Source organism: Hamadaea tsunoensis DSM 44101, assembly GCF_000428945.1.
In the GTDB taxonomy this organism is placed as follows: domain Bacteria; phylum Actinomycetota; class Actinomycetes; order Mycobacteriales; family Micromonosporaceae; genus Hamadaea; species Hamadaea tsunoensis.
In genome coordinates this window covers 237,596-252,772 of record NZ_AUAX01000008.1, presented here as the reverse complement: position 1 = coordinate 252,772, position 15,177 = coordinate 237,596, and the positions used below count along the sequence as shown (strand labels likewise).

14 protein-coding genes are annotated in these 15,177 nt (G+C 69.0%); 9 read left to right on the top strand and 5 right to left on the bottom strand.

Annotation, left to right across the window (positions count from 1 at the left end):
• The first annotated feature begins 222 nt into the window (after positions 1-222).
• From G401_RS0117320 to G401_RS0117300, 5 genes are all read left to right on the top strand, one after another.
• Positions 223-1,215 (top strand): LacI family DNA-binding transcriptional regulator, encoded by a 993-nt coding sequence (locus G401_RS0117320; RefSeq protein WP_027343505.1) that lies wholly within the window; start codon positions 223-225, stop codon positions 1,213-1,215.
• A 470-nt stretch (positions 1,216-1,685) separates the two neighbouring features.
• The gene (locus G401_RS0117315; RefSeq protein WP_034591929.1) at positions 1,686-3,065 is read left to right on the top strand and encodes an ABC transporter substrate-binding protein; all 1,380 of its coding nucleotides are present in this window, start codon (positions 1,686-1,688) and stop codon (positions 3,063-3,065) included.
• 56 nt (positions 3,066-3,121) lie between these two features.
• A complete protein-coding gene (locus G401_RS46340) occupies positions 3,122-4,063 on the top strand; it encodes a carbohydrate ABC transporter permease (protein WP_084557286.1) in 942 nt (313 codons plus the stop codon).
• Between the two features lie 39 nt (positions 4,064-4,102).
• Entirely contained in the window at positions 4,103-4,978 is an 876-nt protein-coding gene (locus G401_RS0117305) for a carbohydrate ABC transporter permease (RefSeq protein WP_027343503.1), read from the top strand.
• 123 nt (positions 4,979-5,101) lie between these two features.
• Positions 5,102-6,739: a glycoside hydrolase family 13 protein gene (locus G401_RS0117300; RefSeq protein ID WP_027343502.1), complete on the top strand. Its 1,638-nt coding sequence runs from the start codon at positions 5,102-5,104 to the stop codon at positions 6,737-6,739.
• A gap of 140 nt (positions 6,740-6,879) precedes the next feature.
• On the opposite strand, the gene G401_RS0117295 is transcribed toward G401_RS0117300, so the two are convergent.
• From G401_RS0117295 to G401_RS55880, 3 genes are all read right to left on the bottom strand, one after another.
• Positions 6,880-7,356, bottom strand: coding sequence for an RDD family protein (locus G401_RS0117295; protein ID WP_027343501.1), 477 nt, complete (start codon positions 7,354-7,356; stop codon positions 6,880-6,882).
• 3 nt (positions 7,357-7,359) lie between these two features.
• Positions 7,360-7,905, bottom strand: coding sequence for a hypothetical protein (locus tag G401_RS0117290; RefSeq protein WP_027343500.1), 546 nt, complete (start codon positions 7,903-7,905; stop codon positions 7,360-7,362).
• 301 nt (positions 7,906-8,206) lie between these two features.
• On the bottom strand, positions 8,207-8,446 hold the full coding sequence (locus G401_RS55880) for a hypothetical protein (protein WP_157545814.1): 240 nt from the start codon (positions 8,444-8,446) through the stop codon (positions 8,207-8,209).
• Between the two features lie 464 nt (positions 8,447-8,910).
• On the opposite strand from G401_RS55880, the gene valS reads away from it, so the two are divergent.
• The 3 genes from valS to G401_RS46335 all read left to right on the top strand — a co-directional run bounded on the left by valS (position 8,911) and on the right by G401_RS46335 (position 12,572).
• Positions 8,911-11,397 carry a valine--tRNA ligase gene (gene valS / locus G401_RS0117280; RefSeq protein WP_034591927.1) on the top strand — a complete coding sequence of 829 codons (2,487 nt, stop codon included), beginning with the start codon at positions 8,911-8,913 and terminating at the stop codon, positions 11,395-11,397.
• Positions 11,398-11,500: 103 nt separating this feature from the next.
• Positions 11,501-12,025 (top strand): DinB family protein, encoded by a 525-nt coding sequence (locus G401_RS0117275; RefSeq protein WP_027343498.1) that lies wholly within the window; start codon positions 11,501-11,503, stop codon positions 12,023-12,025.
• A 103-nt stretch (positions 12,026-12,128) separates the two neighbouring features.
• Complete coding sequence (locus G401_RS46335) at positions 12,129-12,572, top strand: MarR family winged helix-turn-helix transcriptional regulator (protein WP_051366757.1); 444 nt, start codon at positions 12,129-12,131, stop codon at positions 12,570-12,572.
• A gap of 30 nt (positions 12,573-12,602) precedes the next feature.
• Here G401_RS46335 and G401_RS0117265 read toward each other — a convergent pair whose 3' ends face one another.
• Positions 12,603-13,115: a YbhB/YbcL family Raf kinase inhibitor-like protein gene (locus G401_RS0117265; protein ID WP_027343497.1), complete on the bottom strand. Its 513-nt coding sequence runs from the start codon at positions 13,113-13,115 to the stop codon at positions 12,603-12,605.
• 58 nt (positions 13,116-13,173) lie between these two features.
• On the opposite strand from G401_RS0117265, the gene G401_RS0117260 reads away from it, so the two are divergent.
• The gene (locus G401_RS0117260; protein ID WP_027343496.1) at positions 13,174-14,070 is read left to right on the top strand and encodes a Gfo/Idh/MocA family protein; all 897 of its coding nucleotides are present in this window, start codon (positions 13,174-13,176) and stop codon (positions 14,068-14,070) included.
• Between the two features lie 153 nt (positions 14,071-14,223).
• Here G401_RS0117260 and G401_RS46330 read toward each other — a convergent pair whose 3' ends face one another.
• Positions 14,224-15,132 (bottom strand): DUF559 domain-containing protein, encoded by a 909-nt coding sequence (locus G401_RS46330; protein WP_084557284.1) that lies wholly within the window; start codon positions 15,130-15,132, stop codon positions 14,224-14,226.
• Positions 15,133-15,177 lie beyond the last annotated feature (45 nt).

The window sequence follows — 15,177 nt, the reverse complement described above, 5'->3', positions numbered from 1 at the left end:
GGCCGTTCCGGGGACGCCGGACGGGTGACGGGTGGCAAGTACGCGATCGGAGCGGTAACGTCCCAGTCGGCCTCGTGCCCGCCGCGGACCTCGCAGATCATGGATTCGGCCCAGGGTGAATCCGCAGATCAGGGACATCCTCCGGATGGGGGATCAGTTCTCACCCACTAGACGAGGGATCCGTGCAAGCCACTTGCACGCTGATGCATTACGCTTGCACACATGACGCGCAGACTTGCTGAGGTAGCAAAGTACGTCGGGGTCAGTGAGGCCACGGTGTCCCGGGTGCTGAACGGAAAGCCCGGCATCTCCGAGGCCACACGTACCGCCGTGCTGACAGCGCTCGACGTGTTGGGTTACGAGCGCCCCACCAAGCTGCGTGGTGAGCGAGCCCGCCTCGTCGGCCTGGTCCTGCCCGAACTGGGCAACCCCATCTTCCCCGCCTTCGCCGAGGTCGTCGCCGACGCCCTCGCGCGCCGGGCGTTCACCCCGGTGCTGTGTACGCGTACCACCCACGGCGTGTCCGAGGGCGACTACGTGGACATGCTCCTCGAACAGCACGTGTCGGGGGTGATCTTCGCCGGCGGCAACTACGCCCAGGCGGCCGCCGAACACGAGCACTACCACCGGCTCGCCGATCGCGGGCTGCCCGCCGTGCTCGTGAACGCCGCCATAGAGGGGGTGAAGTTCCCCCGGGTCTCCACCGACGACATCCACGCGGTCGAGCAGGCGTACGCGCACCTGGTCGCGCTCGGCCACGAGAAGATCGGTCTGATCGTCGGCCCGGAGGACCACATGCCCTCCATGCGCAAGCTGGCCGGGTTCACGCCGAAGGCCGCCGATCCGGAGCTGTACGAGCACACGATCTTCTCGCTGGAGGGCGGCCACGCCGCGGGCAGCCGCCTGCTCGCCAAGGGGGCGACCGGGCTCATCTGCGCCTCCGACGTCCTCGCCCTCGGCGCGATCCGGGCGGCCCGCCGGCTGAACAAGTCCGTTCCCGGCGACGTGTCGGTGGTGGGATACGACGATTCCTCGTTCATGACGTGCACGGACCCGCCGCTGACGACCATCCGCCAGCCGATCGAGGCGATGGGGCAGGCGGTCGTGGCCCTGCTCGTCAGCGCGATCGCCGGCAACCCGGTGCCCACCGACGAGTTGCTGTTCGAACCCGAACTGGTGGTACGCGGTTCGACCGGGCCGGCCCCGTCGGCCTGAGCGCCTTCCTCCTGTCCGGTGGCTTGACGCACGACCCTGTTCCTGCCCCACCCCGGTTCTTGCACGAGAACGCTTTTCCTTGCACCACAGCCGTAACGGCCCGCTCCCGTCGAGGTGTCTCCCGGAGCGGGCCAAGGCCGACAGTAAGAATCTTGCAGTGTTCTATGGATTTCTTGCGGGCCAAGTTCTACGATTTGCGAACGGGCTGACGCTCGGCTGCCCCGCCGTCCCTTCCTCGACGGTGCGGCCGCGTCGCGTCAGGCGTACCCGGTTCGCCCCTTTTGCTGCTTGAGGTCATCGCGCTGAAACCGGTCCTGCGCAGCTAGACCCTGCCCTGGCCGGGTCCGTAACCCAGTCGTCGTGACCGAGTCGTAATTTTGCATAAGGTTGTCAGACTATTGCCGTCGTGAGTCGAGATAGTTACAGTGACTCCACTCAGCGACAAACCCGTTCCCCGAAGGGATGGATAGATGTTGTCCGTACCGCGATACCGCAAGGTCGCGAGCATCGCGCTCGTGGCCGGCGTGGGATTGGCCCTCGCGGCCTGTTCCACGAAGGGTGACAGCTCCACGGGCGCCGACGGCAAGGTGACCATCACGGTCGACTGCCAGCCCGTCGGTGCGCAGAAGGATCTGCTGCGCGACTGGAACGCCGACGTCGACGCGTTCCAGAAGCTGCACCCGAACATCACGATCAAGAGCGTCTCGGTGGGCGCGCAGTGCGACAACCCGCCGGACTTCACCGCCCGGCTCGCCGGCGGCACCGTGACGGACGTGTTCTACGGCTACATGACCGACCTGCAGCAGGTGCTGGACTCGGGCCAGGCCCAGGACATCACGCAGTACGTCACCAAGGACACGATCCCGACCTGGGACAGCATCAGTGACGGGGCCAAGGGCGCCTTCACCGACGGCGGCAAGATCTACGGCATCCCCACCAAGAACTACTCGATGGGTCTGCTCTACAACAAGAACCTGTTCCAGCAGGCCGGCCTCGACGTCAAGAACCCGCCCAAGACGTGGGCCGAGGTTCGCGACGCGGCCAAGAAGATCGCCGCCCTGGGCAACGGGATCGCCGGTTACTCCGACTACAGCGCCGGCAACACCGGCGGCTGGCACTTCACCGCCGAGCTGTTCTCGCAGGGTGGCAACCCGGTGACGGACGACGGCAAGAAGGCCAACTTCAACAACGCGCAGGGCAAGCAGGTTCTGCAGAACCTCAAGGACATGCGCTACACCGACAACAGCATGGGCTCCAAGCAGCTCCTGCAGTGGCCGGACCTGCTGACCAACGCGGGCGCCGGCAAGGTCGGCATGTTCGTCGGCGCGCCCGACGCGACGACCGCGATCGTCACGCAGTTCCAGGGCAAGTACCAGGACTGGGCGATGGCTCCGCTGCCCGGCCAGGACGGCGCCGCCAAGGGCACCCTGGGCGGTGGCGAGGGCTACTTCTTCAAGAAGGGCCTGTCGGCCGACCAGGTCAAGGCCGGCCTGATGTGGCTGGCGTACGAGAAGCTGACCCCCGGTAAGGGCCAGTTCGACTACGTGCGGTCGAAGCCGGAGAACAACCCGGTGGGTCTGCCGCAGCCGCAGCTCTTCACGCCCGGCAGCGACGCCTTCAAGCAGGACAACGACCTGAAGATGGCGAACGCGAACGTCACCGTGGAGGACTTCGCCCTCTTCGCGAACAACCCGGTTCCGATCAAGTTCGAGCCGGCCAACGCGCAGGCGATCTACGCGATCCTCGACGGCGCGATGTCGGCGATCCTCACGGACCCGAACGCGAACATCGACGACCAGCTCAAGAAGGCGTCCGACAAGGTCGACCAGGCCCTCGCCGCCGCCAAGTGATCCCCGGTGGGGGCCGGCCTCGCCGGCCCCCACCCTCACCTGCAGGAGCTTCTTCGATGACGTCGGCGACGATGCACCACGAGACCACGCTGCCCGCGGACCCCGCGGTGCTCAGGCGCCGGTCCCGTTCCGGCAAGACCCGGAACAACCTCACGGGGTACGCGTTCCTCATCGGCGCGATCATCTGCTTCGCGCTGTTCAGCTGGTGGCCGATGATCCGCGGGATCATCATGAGCTTCCAGCGCACCCGTCGCGGCGTGACCACCTGGGTCGGCTGGGACAACTACGTCCGCATCGTCCAGGACCCGAGCTTCTGGACGGCCTGGAAGAACACGGCCTACTTCACGGCCCTCGCCCTGATCCTCGGGTACGCGGTGCCGTTCGTGGTCGCCATCATCTTCAACGAGTTCCGCCACGCCCAGGGCTACCTGCGCGTCCTGGTGTACCTGCCGGTGATGCTGCCGCCCGCGTCGGCGCTGTTCCTCTTCAAGTACTACGCGTACGACCCGAGTGACGCAGGTCTTTTCAACGCGATCCTCCGGTTCTTGCACCTGCCGACGTCGCAATGGATGCAAGACCCGAAGATGGCCGTGCCGGCGATGGTTCTCGCGTCCACCTGGATGAACATGGGCGGCGCGATCCTCATCTACCTCGCCGCGCTGCAGAACATCCCGGGCGACCTCTACGAGGCGGCCGAGTTGGACGGCGCCGGCCTGTTCAAGCGGATCCGGCACGTCACCATCCCGCAGACCAAGCTGATCCTGTCGCTGATGGCGATGCTCCAGGTCGTCGCGACGATGCAGCTGTTCATCGAGCCGCTCATCCTGGCCAACGGCGCCGGATCGCAGGACTCGGCGACGTCGGTCGCGTACCTGATCTACCAGCACGGCTTCTTCCAGAACGACCTCAACGGCGCGGCCGCGCTCGGCGTCATCATGCTCCTGGTGCTCGGCGGCTTCTCATTCGCGTACGTGCGGCTGAGCGCGAAGCAGGACTAGGGGACCGACGTGGCTACCAAGAAGAACATCGACCGCTACATGGGCACGCGTACGCTGATCTCGCACACCCAACTGACCCGGGGCAAGGGTCCCGTCGTCTACTGGGTCCTGCTGATCTCGATCGTGCTGATCTTCACCATCGCCTTCATCGGCCCGCTGTACTGGATGGTCACCAGCGCGCTGAAGACGGGCCAGGAGGTCGCGCAGACGCCGCCGTCGTTCTGGCCGGCGCACCCGAACCCGCAGAACTACAGCGACGCCTGGAACAACCTGAACCTCGGCAAGCTGCTGTTCAACACGATCTACTACGCCGGCGGCGCGCTGCTGTTCCAGCTGGTGCTCGACACCGCGGCAGCGTACGCGCTGTCGAAGCTGCGTCCCCGGTTCGGCAACGTCGTGCTGGGCGCGATGCTGGCGACCCTGATGATCCCGGCGATGGTGCTCATCGTCCCGCAGTACCTCACCGCGATCGACGTGCCGTTCCTGCACATCAGCCTGCTGGACTCGCCGTTCGCGATCTGGCTGCCGGCGGTGGCGAACGCCTTCAACATCTTCCTGTTGAAGCGCTTCTTCGACTCCATCCCCGAGGACCTGCTGTCGGCGGCGGTCATCGACGGTGCGGGCCCGCTGCGGGTGCTGTGGTCGATCATCCTGCCGATCTCGCGGCCGATCCTCGGCGTGGTGTCCATCTTCGCGGTGACGGCGGTGTGGAAGGACTTCCTGTGGCCCAAGCTCGTTGAGCCTTCGCCGGAGACCCGCACGATCAGCGTCGGCATCTTCGCCTTCGCCGGCGGGACGCCGCAGAACGTGGTGATCGCGGCCGCCGTCATCGCGGCGATCCCGACCGTCATCTTCTTCCTCATCTTCCAGCGCAGCATCATGGCCGGCCTGACCACGGGCGGTCTCAAGGAGTAGCAGAACGGTTCGACCCCCGGCGGGCGGCATGGGCGCCGCCCGCCTCGTGCACAGTCACGTTTCACGCCCTTATCGTGGGATCGCTCCCATGTCCGGGCCGACGACCAAAGGAAGAGGTCAACCGTGGACGACACCGCCGCCTGGTGGCGCTCCGCCGTCATCTACCAGATCTACCCCCGGAGCTTCGCCGACGGCAACGGCGACGGCCTCGGCGACCTGAGGGGCGTACGCGCGCACCTGGATCATCTGGCCGCACTCGGGGTGGACGCGGTGTGGTTCAACCCGTGGTACGCCTCTCCGCAGGCCGACGCCGGCTACGACGTGTCGGACTACCGCGCGATCGACCCCGTGTTCGGCAGCCTCGAAGAGGCCGAGGAGCTGATCCAGGAAGCGCACGCGCTGGGTATCAAGATCATTACGGATGTCGTGCCGAACCACTGCTCCGACCAGCACCCGTGGTTCCAGGAGGCGCTGCGTACCGGGCCGGGCTCGGCCGCGCGGGACCTGTTCTGGTTCCGGCCCGGGCGCGGCGCCGACGGCGAACTGCCGCCCAACGAGTGGCAGTCCATCTTCGGCGGTCCCGCGTGGACGCGTACCAAGAACCCGGACGGTACGCCGGGCGAGTGGTACCTGCACCTGTTCGCCGCCGAGCAGCCCGACCTCAACTGGGACAACCCGAAGGTCCGCGAGGAGTTCGAGGACGTCCTGCGGTTCTGGTTCGACCGGGGTGCCGACGGCGTCCGGATCGACTCGGCCGCCCTGCTGCTCAAGGACCGTACGCTGGCCGACTTCGACCAGGCCGACCCGCCGAACCCGCATCCGTTCGAGGACCGGGACGAGGTGCACGACGTCTACCGGGTGTGGCGGGAGATCGCCGACTCCTACCCGGACAAGCGGGCGCTCATCGGCGAGGTGTGGCTGCCGGACGCGGACCGGTTCGCGGCGTACATGCGGCCGGACGAGTTGCACACCGCGTTCAACTTCGCCTTCCTCGGCTGTGCCTGGCAGGCGGACGCGCTGCGTACCGTGATCGACGAGACGCTGGCGGTGCACGCCCCGGTCGGCGCTCCCGCCACCTGGGTATTGTCCAATCACGACGTTCCCCGGCACGTGACCCGCTACGGCCGGGCCGACACGTCGTTCACGCTGGACTACCGGCAGCTGGGCGCGTACACGGATCGGGAGCTGGGACTGCGCCGCTCCCGGGCGGCGCTGCTGCTCAACCTGGCCCTGCCCGGCTCGGTCTACCTGTACCAGGGCGAGGAGCTCGGTCTGGAGGAGGTCGAGGACATCCCGGACGAGCTTCGCCAGGACCCGATGTTCTTCCGTACGCACGGTGCCAACCCCGGCCGGGACGGGTGCCGCGTCCCGCTGCCGTGGTCGGGTTCGGCGGCGCCGTTCGGGTTCAGCCCGGCCGACGCCACCGACTCGCCCTGGCTGCCGCAGCCGGCGACCTGGGCCGACCGCACCGTCGAGGCGCTGGCCGGCGACCCCGACTCGATGCTCGGCCTCTACCGGCGGGCGATCGCACTGCGGCGTACCCTCGCGGTGCTCGGCGACGGACCGATGAACTGGCTGGCCGCCCCCGCGGGCGTGCTGTCGTTCGAGCGGCCCGGCGCGGAGCCGGTGGTGTGCATGGTCAACCTCTCCGAGGGACCGGTGGCGCTCGCGCCGCACGCGGAGATCCTGCTGACCAGCGGACCGCTGACCGCCGAGGGTGAGCTGCCGGTCGACACGGCGGTCTGGCTGCGCATCGCCTGACCGCCGGGGCCACCGTCAGCTCCATGATCCCGTTTGGATCAGGGATCGGCACGTAATCTTGGACCAAGATTCGGGTGATTTCCCTGATCCAAACGGGATCACGGCGTCGGGATCACGGCGTCGGGATCACGGCGTCGGGATCACGGCTTGTGGGGAGTGGGGGTTCCGGGGCGGGGGGCGTACGTGACGACGGTCCCGAAGGCCATGTCCAGCAGGGAGCGGCGGCGCTCGTCCCACAGCACCGTCACCATGGCCAGCAGCCAGACCGGGGCGAACAGCAGGCCGATGAAGGCCCGCAGGACGGCCCGGATCACGCCGATGCGGCGGCCGTCCGTGCGGCGTACGACGGTGCCGAACAGGTAGCCGCCGATGGTCTCGCCGGTCAGCCGCCACGCCCCGGCGAAGTAGACGAGCGGCGCGAAATCGGCCGCGTACCGCAGCACGGTCTGTACCCAGCCGGGCAGCTCCCCGGCGACGAGCTTCCACAGCTCCGGGATCCCCTTGGCGATGACGGCCACGAGGACGGCGGCGATCAGCGCGTCCACGATCAGGCCGCCGATCCGCGACACCAGGCCCGCGTACGCCGAATGTCTCAGCGTGACCCCGGCGGTGCTCACGCGTTACCGGGCGGCCGAGAGGTGGAAGATGCGGCGGAAGCCGGTCTCCAACCGGTCGTCGGCGGCGGCCGTGCTGTCGCGCAGGTCGCTGGCGGCGTCGGCGACGACGTCGCGGCTCTGTTCGGTGATCAGCTCGCGCAGCTCCTCACTCTCGGCGAGGTCGGCGATGACGATCGGGACGACCTTCTCGCGGATCTGCGGCAGGGCCGCGTCGATCATGCGGGGCAGGACGCTGCTCGTCAGGTAGGGCATGAGGTCGTCGACGACGCGCGGCACGATGGTCGTCTCGACCCAGGTGAGCTGGGCCTCGGCGGTCGAGCGCAGCTTGGACAGGCCGGCGTCGCGGCGGCGGTAGAGGTTCTGCACGGCGGTGTCGCGGGCTCCGGTGACGGCGCGGCTGCCGGCGCCGATGGTGCCGGCGACCGTTTTCCGCCCGGCCGCGACGGTACGCCGGGCGAATCCCGACACGGCCTCGCTGACCGTGTCGGCGGCGAGCACGGCGCCACCCAGCGCCAGCTCGGGAAGGGACGCACGATTGCTCTCGGACATAAGCCACAGTTTAGGGCGGGTAACGCTTTTATTCGGTGTGAATCGACGTCTCGACCAAGATCAAATCCAAGATCAAATTGTCCTGGGTTCGTCGATCTCACCTCCGCTCCTCGCGCGGGAGACCGCTCCGGCCTCTCCGCTTCGCTCCGAGGCCTCCACTGCCAGGTGGGTGGGGCGACGCATCGTCCACCGCGATCCGGTCGCGGTCTCAGCCTGAACCTCGACCGGCCTTTGTCGCGACTGTCCGATATGTGCGGCAGGTCGGGCCGCGTGTACGGCATGATCGCGCCGAGGTCCTTGATCATGTGCCGCTATAACGGCGGGAGAGCGCTTTCTCGCCGAAATGGCGGTACATGATCAAGGAAATATGCGCCCCGCTGCCGAAGTAGCGGTACATGATCAAGGGGTCGCGGCGCACCCCGCCGTACATGTCGGACAGTCGCGACAAAGGGCCAGGCGGAGTCAGGGCGGCACCTTCGACGTCCCCATGATCATGTGCTGCACATACGTCGTCGGGCGCGGGTTTTCGACGTATACGCATCACATGATCATGGCCAGGCGGCCGCGGAACCCGAAAGTCCGGACAAAGTCCGGTGCACGTCCCACCCCTCGGAAGATCCATAGCAGCCGCCGGGCGACGGCGGACGATGCTTCGCCTCACTCGCCTGGCAGTGGAGGCCTCGGAGCGGAGCGGAGAGGCCGTAGCGGTCTCCCGCGCGAGGAGCGGAGGTGAGATCGACGAACCCGGGACATGAAATTGATCTTAAAGATCTTGAAGTCGGCCTGATATCGTGGATTCTTCGCACCGACATATCGATCTGGGAGGGAACGTGCGCACGACCGCGAACCCGATGAACCGAGTCCCGCAGGCACAGCCGCGGCCGGTAGTCGAGGTATGCGGCGTAGGCGTACGCCGAGTACGGACCGCCGGCTGACCCCGGCCTTCGTACAGCGCGCCGAACTCGCGCGCATTTCCTGACAACCCAAGATCGAAAGGTGCACACAATGCATCTGCCTGAGAAGCCGGCCCTGGACGGGATCGGCGAGAAGTGGGCGGCCCGGTGGGCCGCCGACGGCATCTACACCTTCGACCGGTCGGCGCCGCGCGAGCGCGTGTACGCCATCGACACCCCACCGCCGACGGTGAGCGGCTCCCTGCACATGGGGCACGCGTTCTCCTACACCCAGACCGACGTGATCGCCCGGCAGCGGCGGATGACCGGGCGGGAAGTGTTCTACCCCATGGGATGGGACGACAACGGCCTGCCGACCGAGAAGCGTACGCAGAACGTGTTCGGGGTGCGCTGCGATCCGGGACTGCCCTACGACCCGGACCTGAGCACGCCGGGAACGCTGGAGAAACCGGCCAAGGCCGGCGACCGGCTGCCGGTGAGCCGGCGCAACTTCCTCGAACTGTGCGACGCGGTGACCCACCACGACGAGCGGCACTTCGAGAACGTGTGGCGCGCGGTGGGACTCAGCGTGGACTGGTCGCTGAAGTACCAGACGATCGGCGAACGCTCGCGGGCCGTCGCCCAGCGCGCGTTCCTGCGCAACGTGCTGCGCGGCGAGGCGTACCTGGCCGAGGCGCCGACTTTGTGGGACACCACGTTCGGCACGGCCGTGGCCCAGGCCGAGATCGAGTACCGGGACGCCGACAGCACCTTCTACGACCTCGCCTTCGAGGGGCCGGACGGGCCGCTGACGATCGCCACCACCCGCCCCGAGCTGCTGGCGGCCTGCGTGGCGCTGGTGGCCCACCCGGAGGACGAGCGGTATCGGGGACTGTTCGGGTCGGCTGCGCGTACGCCGTATTTCGGGGTGGAGATCCCGATCCGCGCGCACCGGGACGCGGACCCGGCGCAGGGCTCGGGCCTGGTGATGGTGTGCACGTTCGGTGACCTCACCGACGTGGTGTGGTGGCGTGACCTGGACCTGCCGATCCGCAACGTGATCGGGCGGGACGGGCGGCTGCTGCCCGACGCACCGTCCGGTGTGGACGGCGACCGGTACGCGGAGCTGGCCGGGCTGACCGCGAAGCAGGCGCGGCGGCGCATGATCGAGCTGCTGGGACCGGCCGTGACCGGGCAGCGGGCGGTGCGGCACGCAGTGAAGTACTACGAGCGCGGCGACCTGCCGCTGGAGATCGTGACGAGCCGCCAGTGGTACATCACCAACGGTTCCCGCGACCCGGAGCTGCGCGCGCGGCTGCTGGCCCGCGGCGCCGAGCTCACCTGGCACCCCGCGCACATGCGCGCCCGCTACGAGTCGTGGGTGAACGGCCTCACCGGTGACTGGCTGATCAGCCGCCAGCGTTTCGCGGGCGTGCCGATCCCGATCTGGTACCCCCTCGACGACCAGGGCGAACCCATCTACGCCAAGCCTCTCACGCCCGACGACGACCAACTGCCCGTGGATCCCCGCGCCGACACCCCCCGGGGGTACGCGGAAAACCGGCGCGACCGCCCCGGCGGCTTCACGGCCGATCCCGACGTGATGGACACGTGGGCGACGTCGTCGCTGAGCCCGCATCTCGCCGCCGGGGACCACGACGTGTTCCCGATGGACCTGCGGCCGCAGGCGCACGAGATCATCCGTACCTGGCTGTTCACGACGGTGCTGCGGGCCGAGCTCGAGCACGGCGTGCTGCCCTGGAAGGACACCGTGATCTCGGGCTGGGTGCTCGCCGAGGACAGGACGAAGATGTCCAAGAGCCGGGGCACGATCGCCCGGCCGCTCGACGCGATCGAGGCGTACGGGCCGGACGCGCTGCGCTACTGGGCGGCCTCCGGGCGGCCCGGCGTGGACACCGCGCTCTCCGACGAGCAGCTGCGGATCGGGCGGCGGCTGGCGACGAAGCTGCTCAACGCGGCCAAGCTGATCCTGTCCCTGCCCGCCGTGGACGTGCCGGCGACCGAACCCCTCGACCTCGCCATGCTGGCGCGGCTGGACGGCGTGGTGGCCGAGGCGTCGGCGCTCTTCGAGAACTACGACTACACCGGTGCGCTCGGCGTGGTCGAGAAGTTCTTCTGGGAGTTCTGCGACGACTACCTCGAACTCGCGAAAGCCCGCGCCTACGGCGAACCGTTCACTCCCGCCGCGTCGGGATCGGCGGTGACCGCCATGCGGTCGGCCCTCGACGTGCTGCTGCGGCTGTTCGCGCCCGTCCTGTCCTTCGTGGCGGAAGAGGTGTGGTCGTGGTGGCGTACGGGGTCGGTGCACCGGGCCGCCTGGCCCACTGCTTCGCCCACGTCCGCCGGCCCCGGTGACGCCGCTCTGACCGCGGCCTCGACGGTGATCGCGGCGGTCCGGAAGACGAAGTCGTCGGCCCAGGTGTCCCAGAAGGCGGCCGTGTCGCTCGTGTCCGTGCGCGGATCGGCCGCCTTCCTGGACGCGCTGCGTACAGTGTCCGACGATCTCCGCGCCGCCGGGCACATCGCGGAACTGGATCTCGCCGACGGGCCGGACGCGATCACCGTGACGCTGGCCTGACCGCCGCCCTGCCCCGGCCACCGCGCTTTGGGGGCTGCCGTGCTCGTGGGGCTGCCCGCGTTTGGCATGCGGCGGCCGGGGCAGGTGTCTACGATCACCGATCATGGAGTTCACGCTCGGCCCCGAGACGGAGCCGCCCAAGCACCTGGCCGATCCCGCCGAGCTTTTCGAGGCGTACCTCGACTTCTACCGGCAGGTCATCCTGCGCAAGCTGGAAGGACTGTCCGAAGAGGAGCTGCGGGGCAGCCGGCTGCCGTCCGGCTGGACGCCGCTCGGCCTGCTGTGGCACCTGCGCTGCATGGAACGCCGCTGGTACGAGTGGGGCTTCGCCGGCCGCCCGTTCGACGACCCCTGGGCCGACCACGGTCCGGAAGACTCCTGGGCGATCCCGGCCGACATGAGCAGCACCCAGGTGTTCGCCGCGTACGCCGCTCAGCCCGCCCGGTCGCATCTCGCTATCGCCGGTGCGGATCTCGCGGACACCGCGGCCCTCGGCGGCCGGTTCGCCACCGCTGCCGAGGCGCCGACCCTGGCCTGGATCCACTTCCACGTCCTGCAGGAGTACGCCCGCCACGCCGGACACCTGGACATCGCCCGCGAACTGGCGGACGGGGCGGTCGGGGAGTAGTCTCGCCGCGTCATTTGGGTGACGCGTCAACTATAAGGATGCGAGGGGTCTCCGGGGACCGCCTCGACGATGAGCTGCGACGATGAGCTGCGAGGGGTGTCCGGTGACCGCCGATCCGCACAGCGAGCTCTACCGGCGCCTGCAGCAGATCTACGTGCTGCTCGACGACGGCGACCGGCGGGCGCTGCGGGCGGTCGGGCTGACCCCGACCCACTTCACGCTGCTCGGCCTGCTCGACCCGGCCGGGCAGGCCGGTGTGACCGTCACCCGCCTGGCCGAACTCATGCTCTGTACGCGCGGCAACGCGACCCGGCTCGTCCAGCGGCTCGTGGAGTCGGGGCTCGTGCGTACCGGCCCGGACCGGGAAGACCAGCGGCTGGTCAAGGTGTACCTCACCGAGACCGGCGCGGACCGGCTGGCGGCGGCGAAGGCGTACCACGCCGCGGCCAACCGGCTGCGCTTCTCCGGACTGCCCGAGGCCGACCTCGCCCGGCTCAGCGAACTGGCCGGGGCCCTCGCCGACGAACTGGGCAAGCACCTCGACTGATCCCAGCCGGCGGTCGAAGAGCGGGCGGCCCTACTGCCCGAAGACCGGCACCAGGAATCCGCGGGCGATCGTGGCGAACGTCAGATTGAAGCCGACCACCGCCGGAGTCGCGTCCGCGTCGACGTCCGTCAACGGCGCCTTCAACGCGTGCACGGCGAAAATGTAGCGGTGCGGCTCGTCACCGGCCGGCGGGAACGGGCCGCCGTAGTCACGCTCGCCGTAGTCGTTGCGTACGCAGAACGCGCCCTCGGGCAGCGGACCGCCGGCCGGCAACTCCGTGACGCCCGCCGGGATGCCGACCACCGACCAGTGCCAGAATCCGCTGCCGGTCGGCGCGTCCGGGTCGAGGCAGGTGACCGCGAAACCGGCCGTCTCGGCGGGGAAACCCGACCAGCGCAGGTGCGGGCTGCGGTTCTCACCGCCCAGCCCCGGATGCACGTGCACCATCGCCATCGCGTCGCCGGCCCGTACGTCGTCGCTGACCACCTCGAACGCCGGCACCTCGGGCAGGGCGTCGTAGGGAAACTGTGCCTTGGCTCGCATGGAACCTCCAGAAGTCCTGACAGACTCTGCCCACCCTAGTCCCGGTACCGTGTTCCGCATGCGATTCGGACTGGTGGGCACTGGTTACTGGGCGGAAAACGTGCACGGCCGGGCGCTCGCCGCCCACCCGGAGGCCGACCTCGTCGGCGTGTGGGGCCGCGACCCGGCGAAAGCGGCCGGGGTGGCGGACAAGCTGGGCGCCAAGGCGTACGCGGAGATGGAAGCGCTGCTCGCGGACGTCGACGCCGTCGCGATCGCCCTGCCGCCCGCGGTCCAGGCCCCCCTCGCGGCGCAGGCCGCCAGGGCCGGTCGCCACCTGCTGCTGGACAAACCGCTCGCGCTGACGGTCGCCGCGGCCGAGGACGTGGCCGCGGCGGCCGGCGAGACCAACATCGCCAGCGTCGTCTTCTTCACCGGCCGGTTCGACCCCGCGATCACGGCATCCCTCGACGAGGCCGCCGCCACCGGCGGCTGGATCGGCGCCCGGGCCGCCATGATCGGCTCGATCCACCGCCCCGGCAGCCCGTACGCCCAGTCGCAATGGCGCCACGAGTTCGGCGGCCTGTGGGACGTCGGGCCGCACGCGCTGTCGCGGGTCCTGCCCGTCCTCGGCCCGGCCACCTCGGTGACAGCTTTCCTCGGCGCGGCGGCAACGGCCCACGTGCTCGTCGCCCACGAAGGCGGAGCGGTCAGCGAGCTGATGCTGTCGATCGACGCGCCGGCCGACCTCGGATTCTCCGGATCCTCGTTCTTCGGCGGCACCGGTGTTCTCGACGTCGCGGATCCGTCGGTGACGGCCGTCGAGGCGTACGCGAACGCGGTCGACCAGCTGATCGCGGCCAGTGGGGAAGGGGTGCCACGGCATCCTTGCGACGTCGCGTTCGGGGTCGAGGTCGTCCGGGTGCTGGCAGCCGCGGAGGAGTCGATCGCGTCGGGACGAGCAGTGTCGCTGTAGGACACCTGCTCGCGCGGCTCGGCCGGCGCTCGATGATCAACAGCGTCTGGGCTGTAAGAACTGCCATTTCGTCATGATCGATAGCGTCCCCCATGCAGGATCGGGCTCTCCCATGCATGTGCGGCGTTATCGATCATGGCGAACGGTCGAAAATTACAGGACAGCCGCTGTCGATCGTGGGCCGTCCCGTCGCGTGTCCAGGATTCGCTGGGTCTCCAGGCGGACCGCTGCCGGCGTGTCGATGAGTCGGCGATAACTGAACCGTACGACGAGAATGCCCCGGGTCGCGAGCGCCGCGTCCCGTCGAAGGTCTCGTTCACGCTGGTCAGATCGTGCGTGCCAGCTCGCCCCGTCGATTTCGATGTTGACGCGTTCGGCCTCGGCGTAGAGGTCGAGGTAGTGGGTGCGGCCGCCGATCGTGATCGGGGCCTGACGGCGGAGTCCGGGCAGGCCGTGGAAGACCCGCTCTGCTCCGAAGATCTCCAACGGGCTCCGGCAGCCGCCGGCCAGCAGATCGATGATGCGCCGCAATGCGTGGCGGTCGGGCAGGTGGGGAGCTCCGGCGAGCGCGGTGGCGAGTCGTAGCGCCGTCGTCCTACGGGAATTCACCGCTTCCACGACCACTCCCGTACGCCACGGTTCTGTACCGAGGGGCCAGGCCGCGACCAGCGAGTCTTCGATATTGGTCACGACGAAACCCTTGCGCCGGACCACCCACGGCGCTTCGACCTCGAAGTCCTTGCGACTGTGGACGACGATCAGGTCGGAACCCTGAAGGCGGACCCGGGGCGGCACCGTCACGTGCACTCTCCCGTCTGCCAGTGTCCATCCGAACAGGCCGAGTGCGGTCGTGTGGCTGACGGCGCCACGTCCGTCCACATAGGCGGCAGCCGCCCGGACCAGATCCGGAGTGGTTCCGGCGGCGGCGAACACGCCGGGAAGGACGCGGACGACGTGCCCGGCGCGGACGGCGTTCGTCAACGCCCAGCCGGGCATGTTCGCCGGTAGGGAGGCCGCGCGTACTGGGCCACGGCTGAGTGCGGTGGCGAGGGCGGGGTGCATGCCGTGAGCCTCGTCCGGCCGTGGGCCGGTCGCGAGTCGGCAGAA

What these genes read in the sequence shown, in the direction of transcription:
- G401_RS55880 (WP_157545814.1), bottom strand. Translation starts at nt 8,446, where the DNA reads ATGCGTATACGTCGAAAACCCGCGCCCGACGACGTATGTGCAGCACAT.
- valS (WP_034591927.1), top strand. Translation starts at nt 8,911, where the DNA reads ATGCATCTGCCTGAGAAGCCGGCCCTGGACGGGATCGGCGAGAAGTGG.
- G401_RS0117290 (WP_027343500.1), bottom strand. Translation starts at nt 7,905, where the DNA reads ATGTCCGAGAGCAATCGTGCGTCCCTTCCCGAGCTGGCGCTGGGTGGC.
- G401_RS0117260 (WP_027343496.1), top strand. Translation starts at nt 13,174, where the DNA reads ATGCGATTCGGACTGGTGGGCACTGGTTACTGGGCGGAAAACGTGCAC.
- G401_RS0117275 (WP_027343498.1), top strand. Translation starts at nt 11,501, where the DNA reads ATGGAGTTCACGCTCGGCCCCGAGACGGAGCCGCCCAAGCACCTGGCC.
- G401_RS46330 (WP_084557284.1), bottom strand. Translation starts at nt 15,132, where the DNA reads ATGCACCCCGCCCTCGCCACCGCACTCAGCCGTGGCCCAGTACGCGCG.
- G401_RS46340 (WP_084557286.1), top strand. Translation starts at nt 3,122, where the DNA reads ATGACGTCGGCGACGATGCACCACGAGACCACGCTGCCCGCGGACCCC.
- G401_RS0117305 (WP_027343503.1), top strand. Translation starts at nt 4,103, where the DNA reads ATGGGCACGCGTACGCTGATCTCGCACACCCAACTGACCCGGGGCAAG.
- G401_RS0117265 (WP_027343497.1), bottom strand. Translation starts at nt 13,115, where the DNA reads ATGCGAGCCAAGGCACAGTTTCCCTACGACGCCCTGCCCGAGGTGCCG.
- G401_RS0117320 (WP_027343505.1), top strand. Translation starts at nt 223, where the DNA reads ATGACGCGCAGACTTGCTGAGGTAGCAAAGTACGTCGGGGTCAGTGAG.
- G401_RS0117315 (WP_034591929.1), top strand. Translation starts at nt 1,686, where the DNA reads ATGTTGTCCGTACCGCGATACCGCAAGGTCGCGAGCATCGCGCTCGTG.